This window comes from Bacillus sp. OTU530 (assembly GCF_038440375.1).
In genome coordinates this window covers 143,417-163,027 of the sequence record NZ_JASATP010000004.1, presented here as the reverse complement: position 1 = coordinate 163,027, position 19,611 = coordinate 143,417, and the positions used below count along the sequence as shown (strand labels likewise).

Here is a 19,611-nt window from a genome sequence, read left to right as displayed (position 1 = left end):
CAAGAACATGGATCAAAAGAAATCTTCGTTCGTTAATAAGGCACTAACTGTAGCTTTAACAGTGCCGATGCTTTTTACGAGTATTGATAACGCAACTGCCGCTCATGCACAGAAGGAAAGTGAAGCAGGTAAGGGGGCAGGTGTGCAATTAGAATATCTTGACAGAGGCTTGGCTGCGGCGCCTACATCTGAAGGTATGTTTCTTAGCTGGAGACTTTTAGCTAATGAAGTAAACGGTTATTCTAACAAAGGCTTAACGGGTGCAAACTTTAACGTATATCGTGATGGTAAAAAAATTGCAACAGTGGAAGATAGCACAAATTATTTGGATAAAGAGGGAAGCGCTGCCTCTAAGTATTACGTAAGTGCTGTAGTGAATGGAAAAGAAGTCGACCAAAGCTCAACTGTTACCCCATGGGGAAAGCAATATTACGACTTAAAATTGAAAAAACCAGCAGATGGCATCACACCTGCAGGGGAAACGTATACGTATTCAGCTAATGATATGAGCGTTGGCGATGTAGATGGCGATGGTCAATATGAGTACTTCGTGAAATGGGACCCATCAAATTCTAAAGATGTTTCCATTAAAGGCTATACAGGAAATGTGTATATTGACTGTTATAAATTTGATGGAACACTTCTGTATCGAATAGATCTAGGCGTTAATATTAGAGCGGGTGCTCATTATACACAATTTATGGTATACGACTTTGACGGAGATGGAAAAGCTGAAATGATGTTTAAAACAGCTCCTGGTACAAAGGTCATCAAGTTTGATACAGCAGGAAATATAGTATCTGAAAAATATATTACAATGCCTCAAGAGGACATTCAAGCCGGTTATAGTAACGAGGATGATTATCGTATGAGTGCAAGTGATTACTATGAGCATGTAGTGAACATGTTTATGGGCTGGGACAAGCATGAGGAGGTTGTAAATGGTCATTGGCCAAAAACTCTTGAGGAGTGCTTTGGAATCGAAAAGAAGTATAACTATCCGTTATCAAGAAAAGATGCTGAAAGCTTGGCTGACTACTTTATTGATGTATATGCTCCAAGCAGAAGCAGCAAAAACGAACTTAGAAAGTTTGAAGGCTTTATTGTGGACGGTCCTGAGTATTTAACTGTGTTTAACGGGGCAGATGGTGCTGAGTTGGAAACGATCCATTATAAAACAGAGCGTCATGACGATGGTCTGATGTGGGGGGATTATGCCCTGCCAAGAATTGAGCCTGCAAATCGTGTTGACCGTTTCCTTGCGGGCGTTGCCTATCTTGACGGAGAAAAGCCTTATGCTGTATTTGCTCGCGGCTACTACACGCGTTCCACACTTGTTTCATACAGCTGGGACGGCACCCATCTGAAGGAGCATTGGTATGCGGATAGCGGCTGGACGCCTATGAGCAATCCATTTAATGACAATCCCCATGGTAAATCAGGAACTGATCCAGAGTACGGAGCCATGACAAATCAAGGGGCTCATTCCCTCAGTGCAGCGGACGTTGATGGTGATGGTTATCAGGAAATTGTCTACGGAGGAGCTACAATTGATCATGATGGCAGCTTATTGTACAGTTCGATGGATGTATTGCCTCCGCAAAGTGCGTCTCCGGGTACAACAGCTAGACTTGGGCATGGTGATGCGCTCCATGTTACAGATATCGATCCAGATAGGCCGGGCTTAGAAACCTTCATGGTTCATGAAAATGCAACAAGCGCTCCATATGGTTACTCTTTGCGTGACTCTAAAACGGGAAAAGTGCTGTCGGGCGGCTACACAGGTAAGGATACTGGACGAGGCATGGTAGGAGATATTGATCCTTCTCGTAAAGGACTAGAAACATGGGCAGTTGGTACGTGGACAGCCGCTGGCGAAAAATTGAACTCTGCAACACCAGGGACAAACATGAATATTAAGTGGTCAGCAGATATGACTACACAAATCGTGAACGGTGCACAAGACGTTACACCAACCATTGAAGATTGGAAGAAGGGGCAGCTGCTCACAGCTACAGATACAAGAACAAATAACGGTACAAAGGGTAACCCTTCCTTAGTCGCTGATGTACTTGGAGATTGGAGAGAGGAGCTCCTTGTGAGAACAGCAGACAGCTCTGCGATCCGTATGTATCTCAGCACGGAGGTAACCGACCGCAAGCTCTATACATTAATGCAAGATCCGCAGTACCGGGCAGAGGTAGCAAGACAAAACACAACCTATAACCAGCCTTCCTACACAAGCTTCTATTTTGCATCTGATACGGATTGGTCGAAGGTTCCAATACCAAGCTTCTGGACTCCGGGCGTTATGTCTGTATTGGAGAATTTGATGAATGAGTATAAAGAGGCGGATGAATTAACTGGTCCTATCGTGCCGCAATTAACGAATAGCTATAATCAGGCAAAGCATCAGCTTGAGAAAGGATCTGTACAAAATGCTATTAAGTTTATGAAGAAATATTTGTCTGATCTCAATGGAGAAAACAATCAGGCGCACACAATTTCAGACCGAGCAAAACAAAACCTATCCCATCATGCCCAGTTACTCATAGAGATGTGGGAGAAAGAAGAGAAGAAATAACAGCTCTGTAAACAACCTGATTATGAAAGAGTACAAACAGTGCAGACAGCCGCCTTGAAATAGCAGGGCGGCTGTCTGCGCCACTTTAGGGAGCATAACCAGACTCCAAAACTAATACATAAACGCGAGGAGAAATCTAATATGAGAATCACTGTTTTTTGAACAATGATGGCTGTTTTTTATATTAAAAAAGAGCTTCAGGATCATTACAATTAACAGTGTAATCTTTATAGATAAGAAAAACACATAAAAGACAGATCTATAAATTTTACCTTTTCGGATTTATTTTTAAAGCGCTATCATTTTCTGATTACGCTACTTATTTAGTCATCAAAAAGGAGTATTATCAAATGCAGAGACAAGAAATCGAACAACGGCTTGAGCTGTTAATTGATAATCGAGTGAATTTGAAGGATCCAGACGAAAAATAGGCAATTCCTCTTGCTGATGGCCACAAAATAGATAATAAAAGCTTTAATTATTGGGAATCGACCACACTGGGAGAGTTACTTAATTTTTATAAACAGATTCCGGTGGCGCCCATGCCATATGGACAATCCATGGCCATCCTTTGTTTAGTAGAGTATCTCGATCATAATATTTCCCTTCCAGGAGGCAAACATGAAGAAACTAGAAGTGTTAACTAAAATATCTGATTGCGGGGTAGTCGCTGTTGTAAGGGCGGATACGACAGAAGAAGCGGTCCGTATCTCTGAAGCATGTGTAAAGGGTGGAATTTTAGGTATTGAGGTTACTTTTACGATTGACAATGCAGAGGCGGTAATTAAGGAATTAGCTGCGTTTTATGCAAACAATGCTAACGTAGTGCTGGGAGCTGGGACTGTCCTTGATGCTGTAACGGCACGCATTGCAATTTTGGCTGGCGCGCAATTCATTGTAAGTCCATGCTTTGACGCGGAAACAGCAAAACTATGTAATTTATATCAAGTTCCTTATATGCCGGGTTGTATGACAATTACGGAAATGAAGCAAGCTTTGGAACATGGGGCAGACATCATCAAGCTGTTTCCTGGAAATGCATTTGGTCCTGAGTTCATAAAGGCTGTAAAAGCGCCGCTTCCACAAGTCAACATTATGCCAACTGGCGGAGTCAGTTTAGAGAATATAGGACAATGGATACAAAACGGCTGCGTGGCCGTTGGTGTGGGCGGTAATTTAGTTGCCCCTGCCAAGACCGGAAATTATGAACAAATTACTGAGATAGCAGGTCAATATGTTGAAAAAGTAAAAGAAGCAAGATGGGTTAGCGTATGAAGAAGATCATCACGCTAGGGGAAATTATGCTTCGTCTTTCGACACATACAGGAGAGCGTCTTTCTCAAACTAATAAGCTTACTATGCATTATGGCGGTGCCGAAGCAAATGTAAGTGTAGCACTTTCCCGTTTTGGTTATGATGTATATTTTGTAAGTAAGGTGCCAAATAACCCTTTAGGAGAGGCAGTAGAACGTCACTTAAAATCTCACGGTGTTTATACCGATTATCTGTTAAAGGGAGGAGAACGGCTGGGGACCTACTACCTAGAGTCAGGTGTAGGTGAAAGAAGTGCTAAGATCATATATGACCGAAAATATTCCAGTTTTTCCAATCTGAATCTTGAGGAGCTGGATTTAGAGGGGATTTTTGAGGGAGCAGCACTCTTTCATGTTTCTGGAATTACCTTGGCATTGTCCCCTTATTTAAGAGAATTAACGATGCTGGCTTTGCAGAAAGCGAAAGAATGCGGGATTCAGACGAGCTTTGACTTTAATTACCGGGCAACGCTTTGGAGTCAAAAGGAAGCTTCTCAAGCAATCAAACCGCTATTGCCTTATATTGATATTTGTTTTTGTGGAGAATTGGATGCCCTGTATTTACTTGATATTCCAACAGCCGATGCTTCTCTGACAAAGACAGAGAAGTTAGAGTATTATTACAGAAAAATCAAGGAAATGTATCCGAATATTCGCTATATGAGTTCCACCTTCCGGACAGTGCAATCGGCATCGAATCATAAACTGCAAGGCAATTTGTATGTAAATGGAGAACTCTATCAATCCAAGGAGCACCACATTGATCAAATTGTTGATCGTGTTGGCGGGGGTGATGCGTTCGCATCAGGCGTGCTGCACGGTATATTGCTAGGAACATTGCCGCCGGAACAAATTATTTCCTTTGCGATAGCAGCATCTGCCTTAAAACATACAGTGCACGGTGACTGCAATGTCTTTTCAGTAGAAGAAATTTCTCAGTTTGTAGATCACGGCTCAGCTAAAATTATGCGATAAGTGTTTGTATAAAGAAGACACAAACCAACGAAAAGAGGTAAATAAAATGGAAACTCGTTATGCGCATCATCCAGATGATATGAAAAAATACACAACAGAAGAACTACGAAAACACTTTTTAGTAGAAACACTATTTGAAGCAGATCAAGTACATCTAACATATACACATGTGGATCGGATGATTTTCGGCGGAGTCACGCCGGCGAAAGAGGAATTGACAATTAAGTTAGATAAGGAGCTAGGGGTCAATTATTTCTTGGAGCGTCGTGAAATGGGTGTGATTAACATCGGTGGAGATGGTGTAATTACTCTTGACGGCACTGAATATGATATGCAGCGCCGTGACGGCTTATATGTTGGGAGAGGTGTTAAGGAGGTTTTATTCCGTTCAAAGGATGCTAACAATCCTGCTAAGTTCTATATTAACTCCACGCCAGCCCACCACACATATCCAACGGTGAAAATTGATATTAATCAAATTGATCCGCTTCAGGCTGGCGCACCGGGCACATTAAATGAACGGAAAATTTATCAATATGTTCATCCGAATGTTTGTGAGAGCTGTCAGCTGCAAATGGGGTTAACGATGCTCTCGCCGGGAAGTGTTTGGAATACAATGCCTTGTCATACACATGAACGCCGTATGGAAGTATATTTGTATTTTGATATGGAGCAGGACACTCGCGTATTCCACTTTATGGGCAAACCGGAAGAAACAAGGCATTTAATTATGAGCAATGAACAAGCAGCCATTTCACCAAGCTGGTCGATTCATACAGGTACAGCAACGAGCAACTATACCTTTATTTGGGGAATGTGCGGAGAAAACATTACTTATCATGATATGGATCATGTAAAAATGAGTGAATTGAGATAGTGAGCTGATAAAAAGCAACAAGGGGGCAGTAATCGTGACAACTGAATTAAATGCATTTTCAATGAATCTCTTTCAATTGAATGGAAAGGTTGCAATTGTCACAGGCGGTAACACAGGGCTAGGACAAGGATATGCGTTAGCGCTTGCGAAGGCTGGTGCAGATCTTCTTATTGTAACGCATGGAACAAATTGGGAAGAAACAAGGGAATTAATCGAGAAAGAAGGTCGTACTGTCCACTTTTTTCAAGCAGATTTAACGGATAGGCAAGCAGTCAAACAAATCGTTGCCGAGTGCATGAGAGTATATGGGAAGCTCGATATTTTAGTAAATAACGCAGGCACTATACGTCGTACGCCACTATTAGAATATAAAGAAGAGGATTGGGACACTGTAATGGATCTCAATTTAAATTCTGTATATTTTCTGAGCCAAGAGGCAGCAAAGGTAATGGCAGAGCAAAGAAGCGGAAAGATTATTAATATTGCTTCTATGCTTACCTTCCAAGGCGGCAAATTTGTACCGGCATATACAGCCAGCAAGCATGGGGTGGCAGGTGTTACAAAAGCATTTGCGAATGAACTTGCAGAATATAACGTACAAATCAATGCAATTGCACCGGGATATGTAGAAACCGCAAATACTGCCCCAATCCGAGCAGATGAAAAGCGCAATGCAGAAATTTTGTCACGTATTCCTGCTAATCGCTGGGCCACTCCGGCAGATTTGATGGGAGCTGTTGTTTTCTTAGCGAGCAGCGCCTCCGATTATGTGAACGGACATATTTTAGCAGTTGACGGCGGCTGGTTAACTAGATAATACCTATATAACGTAGGATAAGGGGAACACTCGATAGCCGTATCACGCAAACAGGTGGTACGGTTTATTTCACTTTACACTGTAAGAAAATATAAATTTCCAGCTGGGAGACCATTCGACGTAGTGAGAAATGCTAGGAATAAAGTTATAAGTACAACTGCGTCTCTGTCTTTGCTAATCGATGAGTATAGGCTTAAAATGCATAGAGTTTTATAGAGCATTGAATGAATGAAGGGATAGGTGGTATGCATGAATATTGGTATAAGAGCGCATGATATGAAAAAACGTCCGTTAGAGGAGTTAGTACAAGAAATCTCAAATAAGGGGCTGACCTCTGTACAGCTGGCTTTAGGTAAATCCTTTGATTTCGATACAGGTTTAGGGAGCCTAAGTCCAGGAATGGCATATAAGATTGGGACTGCCTTTCGTAACCACAATATTCAAATTGCCGTGCTCGGCTGTTATATTAATATGATTCATCCAGACCAAGATGAAAGAAGGAAGGCGCTAGAACGATTTAAAGAGCATATCAGATATGCAAGGGATTTTGGCTGCAGCATTGTTGGAACTGAAACTGGAAATGTGAATGCAGACATTGTCTATACGGTAGAGAACTTCAAAGAAGAACCATTTCAGCAGGTCGCGAGCAGTGTACGAGAGCTTGTACAAGAAGCGGAAAAATTTGGCGTAATTGTAGGGATTGAAGGGGGAGTGAATCATCCGATTTATTCACCAAAAGTGATGAAAAGGCTTTTAGATACGATAGATTCTAATAATCTTCAGGTTATTTTTGACCCAGTTAATTTCTTAACAATAGAGAATTACATGCAGCAGGAAGAAATTTTCACTGAAGCAATCGAATTATTTGGAGATCGGATAGCAATCCTGCATGCAAAGGATTTTATAGTGGAGGATAATCAGTTAAAGCCAACAGCAGTTGGGAAAGGCCTGTTAGACTATGATGTGGTCATCCGGCTTATAAAATCGAAAAAGCCTTTTGTAAATATTTTGATGGAGGAAACTACAGAGCCCTTTATAGAGGAAAGTATAGAGTTTCTAAGGGATAAATATAAGAGTGCAAGGGATTTTGCATAACCAAGCTTCTGTGACATCACTGTTTTTTAAACAGTGATGTCTGTTTTTTTGCTTTAGAATATGTAAGCAATTTTCTACAATTATAATATGAAAGTGTTTTCAAGCGGCATCTAATCCAAGAGGGTTAGATTATAGAAAAAGTTTCGGGTAAACAGAGCAGCTATTTCTGGAATTGTTCACCTGGTTTAACTTTCGTTTTGGAAATGGTTGAATACAAATCAAATAGGGAAGAATTTAAAAGGTTGTCGGTTCATGAGAGGAGGCGGAAAATATGGTACAATTTGTGACGAACGGATTATACCGTTTTTGTGAATGGGTTATGCGTTTGGCTTATTTAAATATATTGTGGGTTTCTTTTTCTATTGCGGGCTTAGTTGTCCTTGGTATTATGCCTGCCACTGCTGCTACATTCTCGGTGACTCGCAAATGGGTGACAGGAAATACAGACATTCCAATTTTCCAAACATTTTGGAAGGCATATAAGAAGGAATTCCTGAGAATAAATATAATAGGAGGTATTTTGTCTGTCATTGCAGCTGTTTTTTACTTTGATTTTGTGATACTGGGTGTATTTCATGAGCAAATGTCTATAATGAAGTTTATTTTTATGAGTTTACTATTCGTTTATGGAGTTATTGTACTATTTATTTTTCCTGTATATGCTCACTATAATATTCCTTTACTCCATACATTCAAATACGCACTCATTATTGGATTTTCTCGGCCTTTACACACACTTGGGATGGCCGCTGGAGCTTTAGGGGTTACGTATCTGATTTTGTTGCATGTTACATTCATTGTATTCTTCAGTGGAAGCGTTTTCTGTTGGGTTGTCACCTGGTTTGCTGTCAAGGCCTTTCATAGTATTGATCACAGCTACGCAAAGAGACAAGCAATCTAGATTCAATAAAAGCTTACAAACGTAGTCAAGAATGTAAGCAGGAGGGGGCTTTGACTTCTATGAATAAGCTGCTGCTCTTTATAACAAGTGCCTATCAAAACTTAAAGATTAAATATAAGTTGGTTATCTTTATATCCTTTATTATGGTCGTTTCTCTTTCTTTTATGTTGATTGGGCTGCAATATGCCTTTCAAATTTATGATGAGCAAATTTACCGCAAGTCCTCCCAAGTGTTAATGATGTCATCTAATAGTATTGAGGATGAACTGAAAAAGGTGGAGGAAATTTCCTTCGATATTATTACAGATAATGATATACAGCGAAACTTAAGAGATTTAAAAGGGAATATTAGCGGTTATGAACAATATCGTATTCAAAATGAGCTCTGGGATAGGCTAACAAGTTATGCTGGCTCAGAAAAATATATCCACTCGATTCATTTGTTTGATGCAAACGGAAGAGAATATGTAGCTGGAACGAATTCTGCAGCATTATCAAAAGAACAGCGCGACCTTATCATCTATCAGGCGGCTAAACAGAACGGAGGAACCCTCTGGATTACGCCAGATGGCTTCAATGATTTCTTATTTTCCGCAAGACAAGTTCGAGCGTATGAAAATTTAAGCTTAGACAAATTAGGAACATTAGTTATTCATGTTGATTTAGAAAAAATCGTGAGAGATCTGCCGAAGGAATGGGAAGAAACAGCTGGAAGTATAATGATTTCCAATGGGCAAGATGTATTCTTTTCAGAAAAAACGATCAATAGCTTTAAACAATTTGACTTCTCAAACAAGACAAAGCAAGGCTATAAAATTCAAAAGGTAGGCGGGCAAAGATATTTTATTACTCATATTCAATCCTCTTATGCGGACTGGACGTATTGGAACATCATACCGTTTAATCTTATGTTTGCGAAGGTAACAGCAGTGAAGTATTCTCTAATCTTTTTGTTTATTTTATTGTCGCTCTTTGTTCTTTCCTTAGGAGTTAGATTTTCGAGAAGAATCACAAGCCCGATTGAAAAGTTAGTTGCAGCTATGAAGCATGTTCAAAAGGGGGACTTTGCGATAGCGGAATCGTTGCCTGCCCCTCCATTGCATCAGGACGAGGTTGGTACTTTACATCGTAATTTTACCATTATGATCCAGCGAATCAATGAGTTGATTAAAGAAAATTATGAGAAACAGCTGTTGATTAAGGAAACGGAGTTTAAAGCGCTCCAAGCCCAAATCAATCCTCATTTTCTATACAATACTTTAGAATCGATTAACTGGCTGGCAAAGGCAAATCAGCAGCAGCAGATTTCCAAAATGGTCGAGTCACTTGGGTATTTACTTCGGAACTCTATCAGTATGAAGGAAGATGTCATTACGATTGAGAAAGAAATTGAAATTGTTCAATCCTATATCACAATTCAGCAATACCGATTTGAAGAACGGCTGGATTTTTCTTTAGATATTCCCCCTGATTTACAAAGCTGCTATATTCCAAAGCTTACTGTGCAGCCTTTAATTGAAAATGCAATTCACTATGCTTTGGAGCCATCGATTGAACCGTGTAAGATTACAGTTAGGGCCTTTAGAAAGGAAGCCTGCCTGTATCTTACCGTAGAGGACAATGGACCGGGTATGGATACTTCGTTACTTGATAAGATAAAGAGCGGACAAGTAAAAACAAGAGGGACTGGTATTGGCTTACAGAACATTGATGAACGAATCAAACTCTCCTTCGGTGAGCAATACGGTTTACAGATAGAGAGCTTACCTGATAAAGGGACTGCAGTAAGCATCATATTACCGTATCAAATGGGGTGTGAAGAATATGTATAAGGTATTATTGGTAGATGATGAACGAATTATTTTGGAAGGGATTTCAAATGGAATCGATTGGGCTGCGTTAGACACGATATTAGTTGATACCGCACGAAATGGCGTGGAGGCCTATGAAAAGATTGTTCGCGAACAGCCGCATATTGTTATTAGTGATATTAAAATGCCGGGCATGGACGGGCTCGCATTAGCAGCTAAGGTGCACCAGGAATTTCCTTCTATTCGTTTTATTTTATTATCGGGATTCTCCGAGTTTGAATATGCAAGAAGCGCTATGCAATATGGGGTAAAGCATTACTTACTAAAGCCTTGTAATGAGCATACCATCATGGAAACATTAGAAAAAGTAATAGGAGAGCTCAAAGAAGAGGAAGATAAAGAACAGTTTGTACAAGGGATCAAAAGCCGTTTTGAAACAGCGCAGCCTTATATAAAGGAGCAGCTATTGAAGGAATTTATTTCAAATAAAATCTATACAAACAGGGACTTAAGCTATTATCAAAGGCTGTTTAACATTGAATTGAGCGATCAACAAGTACGTCTTCTTTTATTTCAATTAGAGGGTGAGTTTTCTTTTGAGCACATGTATGCACTTAAAAATATTGCGGAGGAAATCCTTGTTTCTCCCTTGCTAAGTACGATTATTGGAGAATACGTTCTATTTATTATGGAGGAAGGGGAAGCAGCACAGCTGCAGGATCAAATTAAGCTCATCCGTGAGAAATTCTTTCAGTTTTACGGCCTGGATACAACGGTTGCGGTAAGTGAAGCCGATCATATTCGCAGTGCAAGAAGACTTTATCAAGAAACGTTAGAATGCTTGAATCACCGTTTTTATTTAGGAGAAGGAAGTATTATCACAAAGAAGGATATAACGTCTGTAAGTCAAGATAGTGATTTTTCGATAGAGTTTGATGAACAGCAATTTTGTTTACTAATTAAATCAGGGCATTGGGAAGATGCGCGTGAGGAGATTACAAGTTTTTTTACTACTCTCATCAACAAACGGTTAGGTATCCATTTAACAAAATCATATGTAATGCAACTGTTCCTTGTTATGGTCCAGACATGTGATTCAGAGCACATGAATGTATACATGGAAAAAATCCCTTCTCTTATGGCAATGAATACCGTGCAGCAAATGAAAACATTTTTTGAGCAGACTGCAGAAGAAATTACCCTTACGTATTACAATTGTCACAAAACAAAGCATTCATCTATTATTAATAAAGTAATTGGTATTATCAATGAGCATCTTGGCAACCCGGACTTATCTTTAAAGTGGGTTGCCAATCAAATGCTCTATATGAATGCAGATTATTTAGGAAAGCTGTTTAAACAAGAAACAGGGGAACGTTTTTCTAACTATGTAATGAAGGTACGAATTGAAAAAGCGATGGAACAGATCAAACAGATGGACGATGTAAAAATCGTAACTCTAGCCGAAATGATAGGATTCGGCGATAACCCTCAATACTTTAGCCAAGTGTTTAAAAAGCATACAGGATGCACTCCTTCTGAATATCGAAAGGGACTTTAGAACTCCGCAGCGGCACCTCCTACCTTATATAGGGGGTGCTTTTTATCCTTACTCCGTAATGTCAAGAAAAGGAAAGATACTATTGCAACAGATATTGCTTTTCTATTCATCCCAGTTACATATAAAAATAGTGTTGTTTCTCATAAAGACCTGGAGGAGATATCCCTGTTTTTTAAACAATCATATCTGTTTTTTACATTCCAAGCTTTCAAAAAATGACTAGAATAGTAAATGTAAGCACTTACAAAGAGGTGGATGGAAGAAGGGGGATCGCAATGAAGAAATTGTTCTTATCAATGCTAAGTTTGGTCCTGCTAGTAGTCATGACAGCCTGTGGCTCTAAGAGCGAAAGCACATCAGGTAAAACAGAAAAAGAAGCAGCGGAAAAAGAGCCAATTACGCTGCGTGTGTCATGGTGGGGTGGACAGCCTCGACATGATTATACAATGAAAGTTATTGAAATGTATGAAAAGGAACATCCGAACGTTAAGATTGAAGCGGAATTTGCCAACTGGGATGATTATTGGAAGAAGCTCGCGCCTATGGCTGCGGCAAACCAGCTGCCTGACGTGATCCAAATGGATTTGGCGTACTTATCGCAATATGGCGAAAAGGGGCAGCTTGAGGATTTAGCACCTTATACAAAGAACAAAACAATTGATGTAAGCTCAATTGATCCAAACAATCTATCAGGTGGCATGATTGGTAACAAGTTATATGGTTTCTCCTTAGGTTCCAACGTGTTATCCGTCATCGCAAATGATGATTTGCTGGAGCAAGCAGGCGTTGAAATCAATGATACAAACTGGACTTGGGATGATTTTGAAAAGATGGCGATTCAAGTTCAAGACAAGACCGGGAAATATGGAACGAATACTATGAATCCGCCGGATGTGTTCTTCCCGTATTATTTAAGAACACAGGGAGAGAAATTTTACAAGAAGGACGGAACGGGTCTTGCATATTCCGATGACAAGTTATTTGTCGAGTATTTTGAGAGACAGCTTCGTTTAGTGAATGCAAAAACATTCCCAACGCCTGATGAGCAAGCGCAGATAAAAGGACTTGAGGATGATTTTATTGTAAAAGGCACAGCCGCAGTAACATGGAATTATTCCAACCAGTATGTTGGTTTTGCACAATTATCCAAATCAGCGCTTAGCCTGCATTTACCACCTGAACAAGCAAAAGAAAAAGCATTATTTTTAAGACCGAGCATGTTCTTCTCCGTTCCAAAGAGCTCTAAGCATAAAGAAGAAGCAGCGAAGTTTATTGACTTCTTTACAAACAGTGTTGAAGCGAACAAACTGATCAAGGGAGATCGCGGTGTACCGGTATCCTCTAAAGTAGCGGACGCTATCAAGCCTGAGCTAAGTGAAGAAGCAAAGAAGGTTTTTGAATATGTAGAACAGGCTTCGCAGCACGCAAGTGAAGCAGATCCGCCTGATCCGCTTGGAAGCGCAGAAGTAATGAAAGCGCTTAAAGATATTTCGGATCAAATTTTATTCAAGAAAATCACACCTGAAGAGGGTGCGAAGAAATTTAGAGAGCAAGCAAACGAAATTCTAGCTAGAAACAAGCAATAGAGACAGTGACGAGAGAGCACGAAGACTGCAGAATACAATAGTTTTCGTGCTCTTTTTTCTGATTTTGATAGTTTGTGAATCACATCTGGTGAAATAAATGGATGTGCTTGTATTTCTTTACTCACAAGGAAGTAGACAAATGACGAGGAAAAAATCAAAAACGTTAACATGTTTTGAAGTGTGACATACACGTACAGAGCCAACGATGCTAATGTAGCTGATCTTGATAGAGACGGTGAGTATGAAGTGATTTTAAAATAGAACCGACAGGAGGTTATAAAGGCCTTTGATGGACAAGCAGGGCAGCTTGAGATTAGTATGACTGGTTCCCTTAAGGATGGCAGTATATTCAAGGGAAGCAGTAGCCTGAAAGTCACAAAATAACAGTGGTTTCTGTCTTACAATCAGTGAATGTGAAGGGGAAATAGCGGAGAACGCTATTTCTCTTTTTACTTTAAGACAGTATAAATTTCTAGCAGGAAGCCAATTTGACATAGCGAGAAACTTTAGGAATACAGTATAAAGGCAACTGCACCTCTGCCGTCACCCAAGGGCAGGGCCCGACAATCGGCGAGTTTCCTGGGCCACTTCATCTCTATTAAACAATGATGTTAAGATACACAATTTCCACCAATCCATACAATATTGGCTATGATTGGGGATAATATTACAAATGCTAATGGAATAAACAGGTTCATTAAATGAAAAGCTTCCGATGCCAAAAAGGTGATGACATCCCTGTTTTTTAAACAATCATGTCTAGTTTTTCAATTTTAGATTTGCTGGAAATAACCTAAAATAATACATGTAAGCACTTTCACTGAAGACAAAACGAGGGAGAGGGACGGTAATGAAAAAGCTATTGTTATCCACCATATGTGTGGGTTTGTTAGGAGCATTTGCAGCAGGCTGTAGCTCAAAGAATGAAGAAACAGCAGGCAAAAGCGGCAAAGAAGAAGCGATTACATTACGTGTAGCCTGGTGGGGCGGGCAACCACGACACGATTATACAATGAAAGTTATTGAAATGTATGAAAAGGAACATCCAAATGTTCATATTGAAGCGGAGTTTGCTAACTGGGATGATTATTGGAAGAAGCTGGCTCCTATGGCTGCGGCAAACCAGCTGCCTGACGTGATGCAAATGGATACAGCTTATTTATCACAATACGGTGAAAAAGGGCAGCTTGAGGATTTAACACCTTATACAAAGGACAAAACAATTGATGTAAGCTCAATTGATTCAAACAAGCTATCAGGCGGCATGATTGGCAAGAAGTTATATGGTTTCTCCTTAGGTTCCAACGTGTTATCCGTCATCGCAAATGATGATTTGCTAGGGCAAGCAGGCGTTGAAATCAATGATTCAAACTGGACTTGGGATGATTTTGAAAAGATGGCGATTCAAGTTCAAGACAAGACCGGGAAATATGGAACGAACACTATGAATCCGCCGGATGTGTTCTTCCCGTATTATTTAAGAACACAGGGGGAGAGATTTTATAAGAAGGATGGAACGGGTCTTGCATATTCCGATGACAAGTTATTTGTCGAGTATTTTGAGAGACAGCTTCGTTTAGTGAATGCGAAAACATTCCCAACGCCTGATGAGCAAGCGCAGATAAAAGGACTTGAGGATGACTTTATTGTAAAAGGCACAGCCGCTGTAACATGGAATTATTCCAACCAGTATGTTGGTTTTGCACAATTATCCAAATCAGCGCTTAGCCTGCATTTACCACCTGAACAAGCAAAAGAAAAAGCATTATTTTTAAGACCGAGCATGTTCTTCTCCGTTCCAAAGAGCTCTAAGCATAAAGAAGAAGCAGCGAAGTTTATTGACTTCTTTACAAACAGTGTTGAAGCGAACAAGCTGATCAAGGGAGATCGCGGTGTACCGGTATCCTCTAAAGTAGCGGACGCTATCAAGCCTGAGCTAAGTGAAGAAGCAAAGAAAGTTTTTGAATATGTAGAACAAGCTTCGCAGCACGCAAGTGAAGCAGATCCGCCAGATCCGCTTGGAAGTGCGGAAGTAATGAAAGCGCTTAAGGATGTTTCTGATCAAATTTTATTCAAGAAAATCACACCTGAAGAGGGTGCGAAGAAATTTAGGGCACAAGCAAACGAAATTCTAGCGAGAAATAAGCAATAAAGACAACGGGAAAGAGTACGAATGCTATAGTACTTAAGGGTTTTCGTACTCTTCCTTATAAAATTAGAATTGATAGGCCGTAATTGCTTTTAATAGAAGCTGACTATTTTCTAGAATGGAGCTGAGAGAGATGAAATTTCGATCAATGAGCGAAAACATAGCGGGATATGCCTTTATTTCCCCATTTATCATCGGTTTTCTGGCATTTACAATCATCCCAATGGCTATTTCCCTATACTTGTCCTTTACGAACTATGATTTGTTTTCCACGCCAAAATGGATTGGCTTAGATAACTATATCGAAATGTTTACAGGGGATGAAAAGTTTTGGCACTCTTTACAGGTTACCTTCACTTATGTATTAGCAGGTGTTCCGCTGAGATTGGCTTTCGCATTATGTGTGGCAATGCTTCTCAATCGTGCTTCTAAAGGAGTTGGGATTTACCGTACACTCTTTTATCTTCCATCTATCATCGGAGGCAGCGTCGCTGTTGCGATCATGTGGCGTAATATTTTCGGGAATGATGGAACAATTAATGCCCTCTTATTCTTCATGGGAATTAATAAAAAGATTCTTTGGTATCAAGATCCAACAAGTGCACTATGGACATTAATTTTGCTTTCAATTTGGCAGTTTGGTTCGTCTATGTTGATTTTCCTAGCAGGCTTAAAAAATATTCCACCAACATATTATGAGGCTGCCAGTGTGGATGGAGCAAATGGACTACAGCAATTCTTTAAAATTACGTTACCTCAATTAAGCCCAATTATTTTCTTTAATCTAGTAATGCAAACTATTTCAGCCTTTATGACATTTACTCCTGCCTACATTATTTCAAAGGGTGAGGGAGGTCCGCTTGATGGAACACTTCTCTATTCCCTGTACTTGTTCCAAAAAGCCTTTAACTTCTTCCAAATGGGATATGCCTCTGCCATGGCGTGGGTCATGTTGCTCATAGTCGGTTTACTCACATTAATTTTATTTAAAACATCATCTTATTGGGTTCATTATGAGTCAAAGGAGGATTAATGACAATGAAACTAGTTCAAGAGACTACAAAAAGCGGAATTAGCGAGCCGATGACAGTCAAATCACCTAGATTTAAGCCAAAGAGAATAGTATACCACGCTCTTACGGGTGGTTTAGCGATTTTGATGCTTTATCCGATTATTTGGTTACTAATGAGTTCTTTTAAAGAAAGTTCACAGGTCTTTATCACTGCTCATTCTCTTATTCCACATCCATTCATTTTGAGCAACTATGTGCAAGGATGGGAAGGAATTGCTGGTCAATCCTTTGGTGTATTTATTAAAAACTCCTTAATCATAGTTGGATTATCTACGATTGGTGCTGTCATATCCTCCGCTTGTATCGCTTATGGATTTGCACGTATCCAATTTAAAGGGAAGGCATTCTGGTTTGCTTGTATGATGGTGACAATGATGCTCCCTCAAGAGGTAGTCATGATTCCGCAATATATTCTATTTTCAAAGATTGGCTGGCTGAATTCCTTTAAACCGATTGTTGTACCACAATTTTTTGGGCACGCGTTTTTTATCTTCTTAATGGTTCAATTTATCCGTACGATTCCTGTAGAGTTAGATGAAGCCGCTAGAATTGACGGCTGCGGCAGATTTAGTATCTTTTTTAGAATCATTCTACCGCTCATTGTGCCGGCGTTAGCTACATCAGCGATTTTTTCCTTCTACTGGAAGTGGGAAGATTTAATCAATCCAGTGCTGTATTTGAACAAAGCGGAAATGTACCCGGTATCGTTGGCATTAAAGCTGTTTTTAGATACGGAAACCGCTTCAAACTGGGGAGCTATGTTTGCGATGTCCGTTGTATCCTTACTTCCGGTTGTACTTATCTTCTTCTTATTTCAGAAGTATATTGTCGAGGGAATTAGCACGAGCGGATTAAAGTAATGGAGAGGAGAACTATCATGCCGGCACTTGTATACGATGAGAACGAACTTCTAACAGTTATTGATCGTATTGTTCACCGTACCTTCCAAATGGATTTTAATTGGGATTGGCCGGGAGGGGTTGCGTTCTACGGCGTTGCTGAAGCATATGAGGCAACAGGGAAAAGTGAGTATATCGAGCCTTTAAGAAATTGGGTCGATGAAAAATTAGAGGATGGTCTTCCGAAACTTTCAGTGAACGGAGTGTCAATCGGTCACGCGCTTTTATCGCTCTACCAAGCTACAGACGATGAGAAATATATGAATGCCGCTACGAAAATGGCTGAATTTCTGCAGAATGAGGCAGATCGCTTTGCAGACGGAATTTTCCAGCACACGGTAAATTCCGAAACGTATATCTTTCCTGAACAAGCATGGGTAGACACCATGATGATGGCTGGGTTGTTTTTACTTCGAATGGGAAAATTTCTAGGGAGGGAGGATTTCTTTGAAGATGGATTAAAGCAATACCATGGTCATGAAAACTTCCTCCAGGATGCAGCTACTGACCTATACTATCATGGTTGGGATAATCTTGCACAAAATCATATGTCGGGTGTTTTTTGGGCACGCGGGAACGGGTGGGCTGCCTTAACGATGGCAAAGGCCTTGGAACTTGTTGAAGTGACTCATCCCTCCTACATGATTATCGATGGGTCACTGCGGGATCAATTAAGCGCATTAGTTCGATTACAAGCTGATACCGGTCTATGGCATACAGTGGTAGACAATCCAGAATCGTATCCCGAGGTCTCGGGTTCGGCGGGAATTGCAACAGCCCTTCTTTCTAGGGGATCTTTGTATCATAAACAGGTTCAAAAATCGATTCATGGAGTTTTGGACCATATTACAGGGGACGGCAGGGTAACGCACGTATCTGCGGGGACCGCAGTGATGCGTGATATGCAGGGATATATGGATGTGCCGTACAAACGAATTCAAGGCTGGGGACAAGGATTGACCCTCGCATTTTTGGCAAGCCTGTTGAAGGCAAATAAAAGGGTATTTGATTAAGGGGTACGGGAGAAAACGGATTGTCGAAATACATAGGCAATCCGTTTTGCTTTACACTGTAGGAAAGTATAAATTTCCAGCTGGAAGCCAATTCGATGTAGTCGGAAATTTTAGGAATACAGTATAAGTAGGGCTACGCCTCTGTCTTCGCCCAAGGGCAGGGCTTGCCAATCGGCGAGTTTTCTTTATATACCGTCCTGTTGCTTTAAATTATCCAAATTGGAATAGGGTGAATGAATCAAATGGGAAATCAAAATGAACGAATTCAAGTCTTTTTGGCAGGGGATTCCACCGTTGCTAATTGCTCGGAGCACGAGGCACCAATGGCTGGTTGGGGACAAGTGCTGGGTTCTTTTTTTACTGAGCAGGTCATTGTCCATAATGAAGCAAGGGGCGGGAGAAGCTCAAACAGTTTTATTATAGAACGCAGATTGACCAGTATTCTAGAAAGAATCAGACCAAACGATTATTTATTTATACAATTCGGTCACAATGACCAAAAAACGTATGGAACAGAGCCATTTACAACGTATCAATCTTGTTTGACGCAGTATATTACAGGGGCGAGAGAGCAAGGAGCAATTCCTGTTCTCGTTACCTCTGTTCATCGAAGAAGCTTTGATAGTGAGGGAAAGCTAGTCAATACGCTAGGAGATTATCCGGAAGCGATGAAACAATTAGCAGCTTTATCTAATGTGCCGTTACTCGACTTATGGTCCAAAACAGAAGGATTCTATCAGTCATTAGGTGTGGAAGGATCCAAACGATTATTTGTATGGTTTGAGCCTGATGAGCATCCCAATTATCCCAAGGGAATTCAGGATAACACTCATTTTTGTGAGGAGGGAGCAACGGAGATTGCTAAGCTGGTCATAGAAGGGATTCAGGAATTACAGCTTCCGTTAGCTGTCCATGTAAAAGTCAGCAAAGGTTCACATATTGTTTCTTAACGGTTACT

Annotated in this window: 16 protein-coding genes; all 16 read left to right on the top strand. The window is 40.4% G+C overall.

All coding sequences use genetic code 11. From position 1 onward, the window contains the following. The first annotated feature begins 7 nt into the window (after positions 1–7). Positions 8–2,584: a rhamnogalacturonan lyase gene (locus tag AAHB12_RS04455; protein ID WP_342044443.1), complete on the top strand. Its 2,577-nt coding sequence runs from the start codon at positions 8–10 to the stop codon at positions 2,582–2,584. A 621-nt stretch (positions 2,585–3,205) separates the two neighbouring features. Further along, positions 3,206–3,859: a bifunctional 4-hydroxy-2-oxoglutarate aldolase/2-dehydro-3-deoxy-phosphogluconate aldolase gene (locus tag AAHB12_RS04450; RefSeq protein WP_129729326.1), complete on the top strand. Its 654-nt coding sequence runs from the start codon at positions 3,206–3,208 to the stop codon at positions 3,857–3,859. Next, a complete protein-coding gene (locus AAHB12_RS04445; RefSeq protein WP_342044442.1) occupies positions 3,856–4,872 on the top strand; it encodes a sugar kinase in 1,017 nt (338 codons plus the stop codon). The genes AAHB12_RS04450 and AAHB12_RS04445 overlap by 4 nt, the downstream gene beginning before the upstream one ends. 46 nt (positions 4,873–4,918) lie before the next feature. After that, on the top strand, positions 4,919–5,749 hold the full coding sequence (gene kduI / locus AAHB12_RS04440) for a 5-dehydro-4-deoxy-D-glucuronate isomerase (protein WP_129729330.1): 831 nt from the start codon (positions 4,919–4,921) through the stop codon (positions 5,747–5,749). A gap of 34 nt (positions 5,750–5,783) precedes the next feature. Then, the gene (kduD, locus tag AAHB12_RS04435) at positions 5,784–6,566 is read left to right on the top strand and encodes a 2-dehydro-3-deoxy-D-gluconate 5-dehydrogenase KduD (RefSeq protein WP_129729332.1); all 783 of its coding nucleotides are present in this window, start codon (positions 5,784–5,786) and stop codon (positions 6,564–6,566) included. A 249-nt stretch (positions 6,567–6,815) separates the two neighbouring features. After that, on the top strand, positions 6,816–7,661 hold the full coding sequence (locus tag AAHB12_RS04430; protein ID WP_129729334.1) for a sugar phosphate isomerase/epimerase family protein: 846 nt from the start codon (positions 6,816–6,818) through the stop codon (positions 7,659–7,661). Between the two features lie 271 nt (positions 7,662–7,932). Then, the gene (locus AAHB12_RS04425; protein WP_342044441.1) at positions 7,933–8,562 is read left to right on the top strand and encodes a YesL family protein; all 630 of its coding nucleotides are present in this window, start codon (positions 7,933–7,935) and stop codon (positions 8,560–8,562) included. A gap of 59 nt (positions 8,563–8,621) precedes the next feature. Further along, positions 8,622–10,394, top strand: a complete 1,773-nt coding sequence (locus AAHB12_RS04420; protein WP_342044440.1) for a cache domain-containing sensor histidine kinase — start codon at positions 8,622–8,624, stop codon at positions 10,392–10,394. Then, positions 10,387–11,934, top strand: coding sequence for a response regulator transcription factor (locus AAHB12_RS04415; protein ID WP_342044439.1), 1,548 nt, complete (start codon positions 10,387–10,389; stop codon positions 11,932–11,934). The genes AAHB12_RS04420 and AAHB12_RS04415 overlap by 8 nt, the downstream gene beginning before the upstream one ends. Positions 11,935–12,209: 275 nt before the next feature. Further along, the gene (locus tag AAHB12_RS04410) at positions 12,210–13,520 is read left to right on the top strand and encodes an ABC transporter substrate-binding protein (RefSeq protein WP_342044438.1); all 1,311 of its coding nucleotides are present in this window, start codon (positions 12,210–12,212) and stop codon (positions 13,518–13,520) included. A gap of 180 nt (positions 13,521–13,700) precedes the next feature. After that, entirely contained in the window at positions 13,701–13,781 is an 81-nt protein-coding gene (locus tag AAHB12_RS31665; protein WP_446715515.1) for a rhamnogalacturonan lyase family protein, read from the top strand. Between the two features lie 589 nt (positions 13,782–14,370). Continuing rightward, on the top strand, positions 14,371–15,672 hold the full coding sequence (locus AAHB12_RS04405; RefSeq protein WP_342044437.1) for an ABC transporter substrate-binding protein: 1,302 nt from the start codon (positions 14,371–14,373) through the stop codon (positions 15,670–15,672). Between the two features lie 130 nt (positions 15,673–15,802). Beyond that, positions 15,803–16,702, top strand: a complete 900-nt coding sequence (locus AAHB12_RS04400; protein ID WP_246040374.1) for a carbohydrate ABC transporter permease — start codon at positions 15,803–15,805, stop codon at positions 16,700–16,702. Positions 16,703–16,752: 50 nt separating this feature from the next. Next, positions 16,753–17,601, top strand: a complete 849-nt coding sequence (locus AAHB12_RS04395; protein WP_342044485.1) for a carbohydrate ABC transporter permease — start codon at positions 16,753–16,755, stop codon at positions 17,599–17,601. Between the two features lie 17 nt (positions 17,602–17,618). After that, positions 17,619–18,653: a glycoside hydrolase family 88/105 protein gene (locus AAHB12_RS04390; protein ID WP_342044436.1), complete on the top strand. Its 1,035-nt coding sequence runs from the start codon at positions 17,619–17,621 to the stop codon at positions 18,651–18,653. A gap of 242 nt (positions 18,654–18,895) precedes the next feature. Next, positions 18,896–19,603 carry a rhamnogalacturonan acetylesterase gene (locus tag AAHB12_RS04385; protein ID WP_342044435.1) on the top strand — a complete coding sequence of 236 codons (708 nt, stop codon included), beginning with the start codon at positions 18,896–18,898 and terminating at the stop codon, positions 19,601–19,603. The last annotated feature ends 8 nt before the right edge of the window (positions 19,604–19,611 follow it).

What these genes read in the sequence shown, in the direction of transcription:
- AAHB12_RS04430 (WP_129729334.1), top strand. Translation starts at nt 6,816, where the DNA reads ATGAATATTGGTATAAGAGCGCATGATATGAAAAAACGTCCGTTAGAG.
- AAHB12_RS04390 (WP_342044436.1), top strand. Translation starts at nt 17,619, where the DNA reads ATGCCGGCACTTGTATACGATGAGAACGAACTTCTAACAGTTATTGAT.
- kduI (WP_129729330.1), top strand. Translation starts at nt 4,919, where the DNA reads ATGGAAACTCGTTATGCGCATCATCCAGATGATATGAAAAAATACACA.
- AAHB12_RS04400 (WP_246040374.1), top strand. Translation starts at nt 15,803, where the DNA reads ATGAAATTTCGATCAATGAGCGAAAACATAGCGGGATATGCCTTTATT.
- AAHB12_RS04405 (WP_342044437.1), top strand. Translation starts at nt 14,371, where the DNA reads ATGAAAAAGCTATTGTTATCCACCATATGTGTGGGTTTGTTAGGAGCA.
- AAHB12_RS04385 (WP_342044435.1), top strand. Translation starts at nt 18,896, where the DNA reads ATGGGAAATCAAAATGAACGAATTCAAGTCTTTTTGGCAGGGGATTCC.
- AAHB12_RS04445 (WP_342044442.1), top strand. Translation starts at nt 3,856, where the DNA reads ATGAAGAAGATCATCACGCTAGGGGAAATTATGCTTCGTCTTTCGACA.
- AAHB12_RS04415 (WP_342044439.1), top strand. Translation starts at nt 10,387, where the DNA reads ATGTATAAGGTATTATTGGTAGATGATGAACGAATTATTTTGGAAGGG.
- AAHB12_RS04395 (WP_342044485.1), top strand. Translation starts at nt 16,753, where the DNA reads ATGACAGTCAAATCACCTAGATTTAAGCCAAAGAGAATAGTATACCAC.
- AAHB12_RS04420 (WP_342044440.1), top strand. Translation starts at nt 8,622, where the DNA reads ATGAATAAGCTGCTGCTCTTTATAACAAGTGCCTATCAAAACTTAAAG.
- AAHB12_RS04450 (WP_129729326.1), top strand. Translation starts at nt 3,206, where the DNA reads ATGAAGAAACTAGAAGTGTTAACTAAAATATCTGATTGCGGGGTAGTC.
- AAHB12_RS04410 (WP_342044438.1), top strand. Translation starts at nt 12,210, where the DNA reads ATGAAGAAATTGTTCTTATCAATGCTAAGTTTGGTCCTGCTAGTAGTC.
- AAHB12_RS04455 (WP_342044443.1), top strand. Translation starts at nt 8, where the DNA reads ATGGATCAAAAGAAATCTTCGTTCGTTAATAAGGCACTAACTGTAGCT.
- AAHB12_RS04425 (WP_342044441.1), top strand. Translation starts at nt 7,933, where the DNA reads ATGGTACAATTTGTGACGAACGGATTATACCGTTTTTGTGAATGGGTT.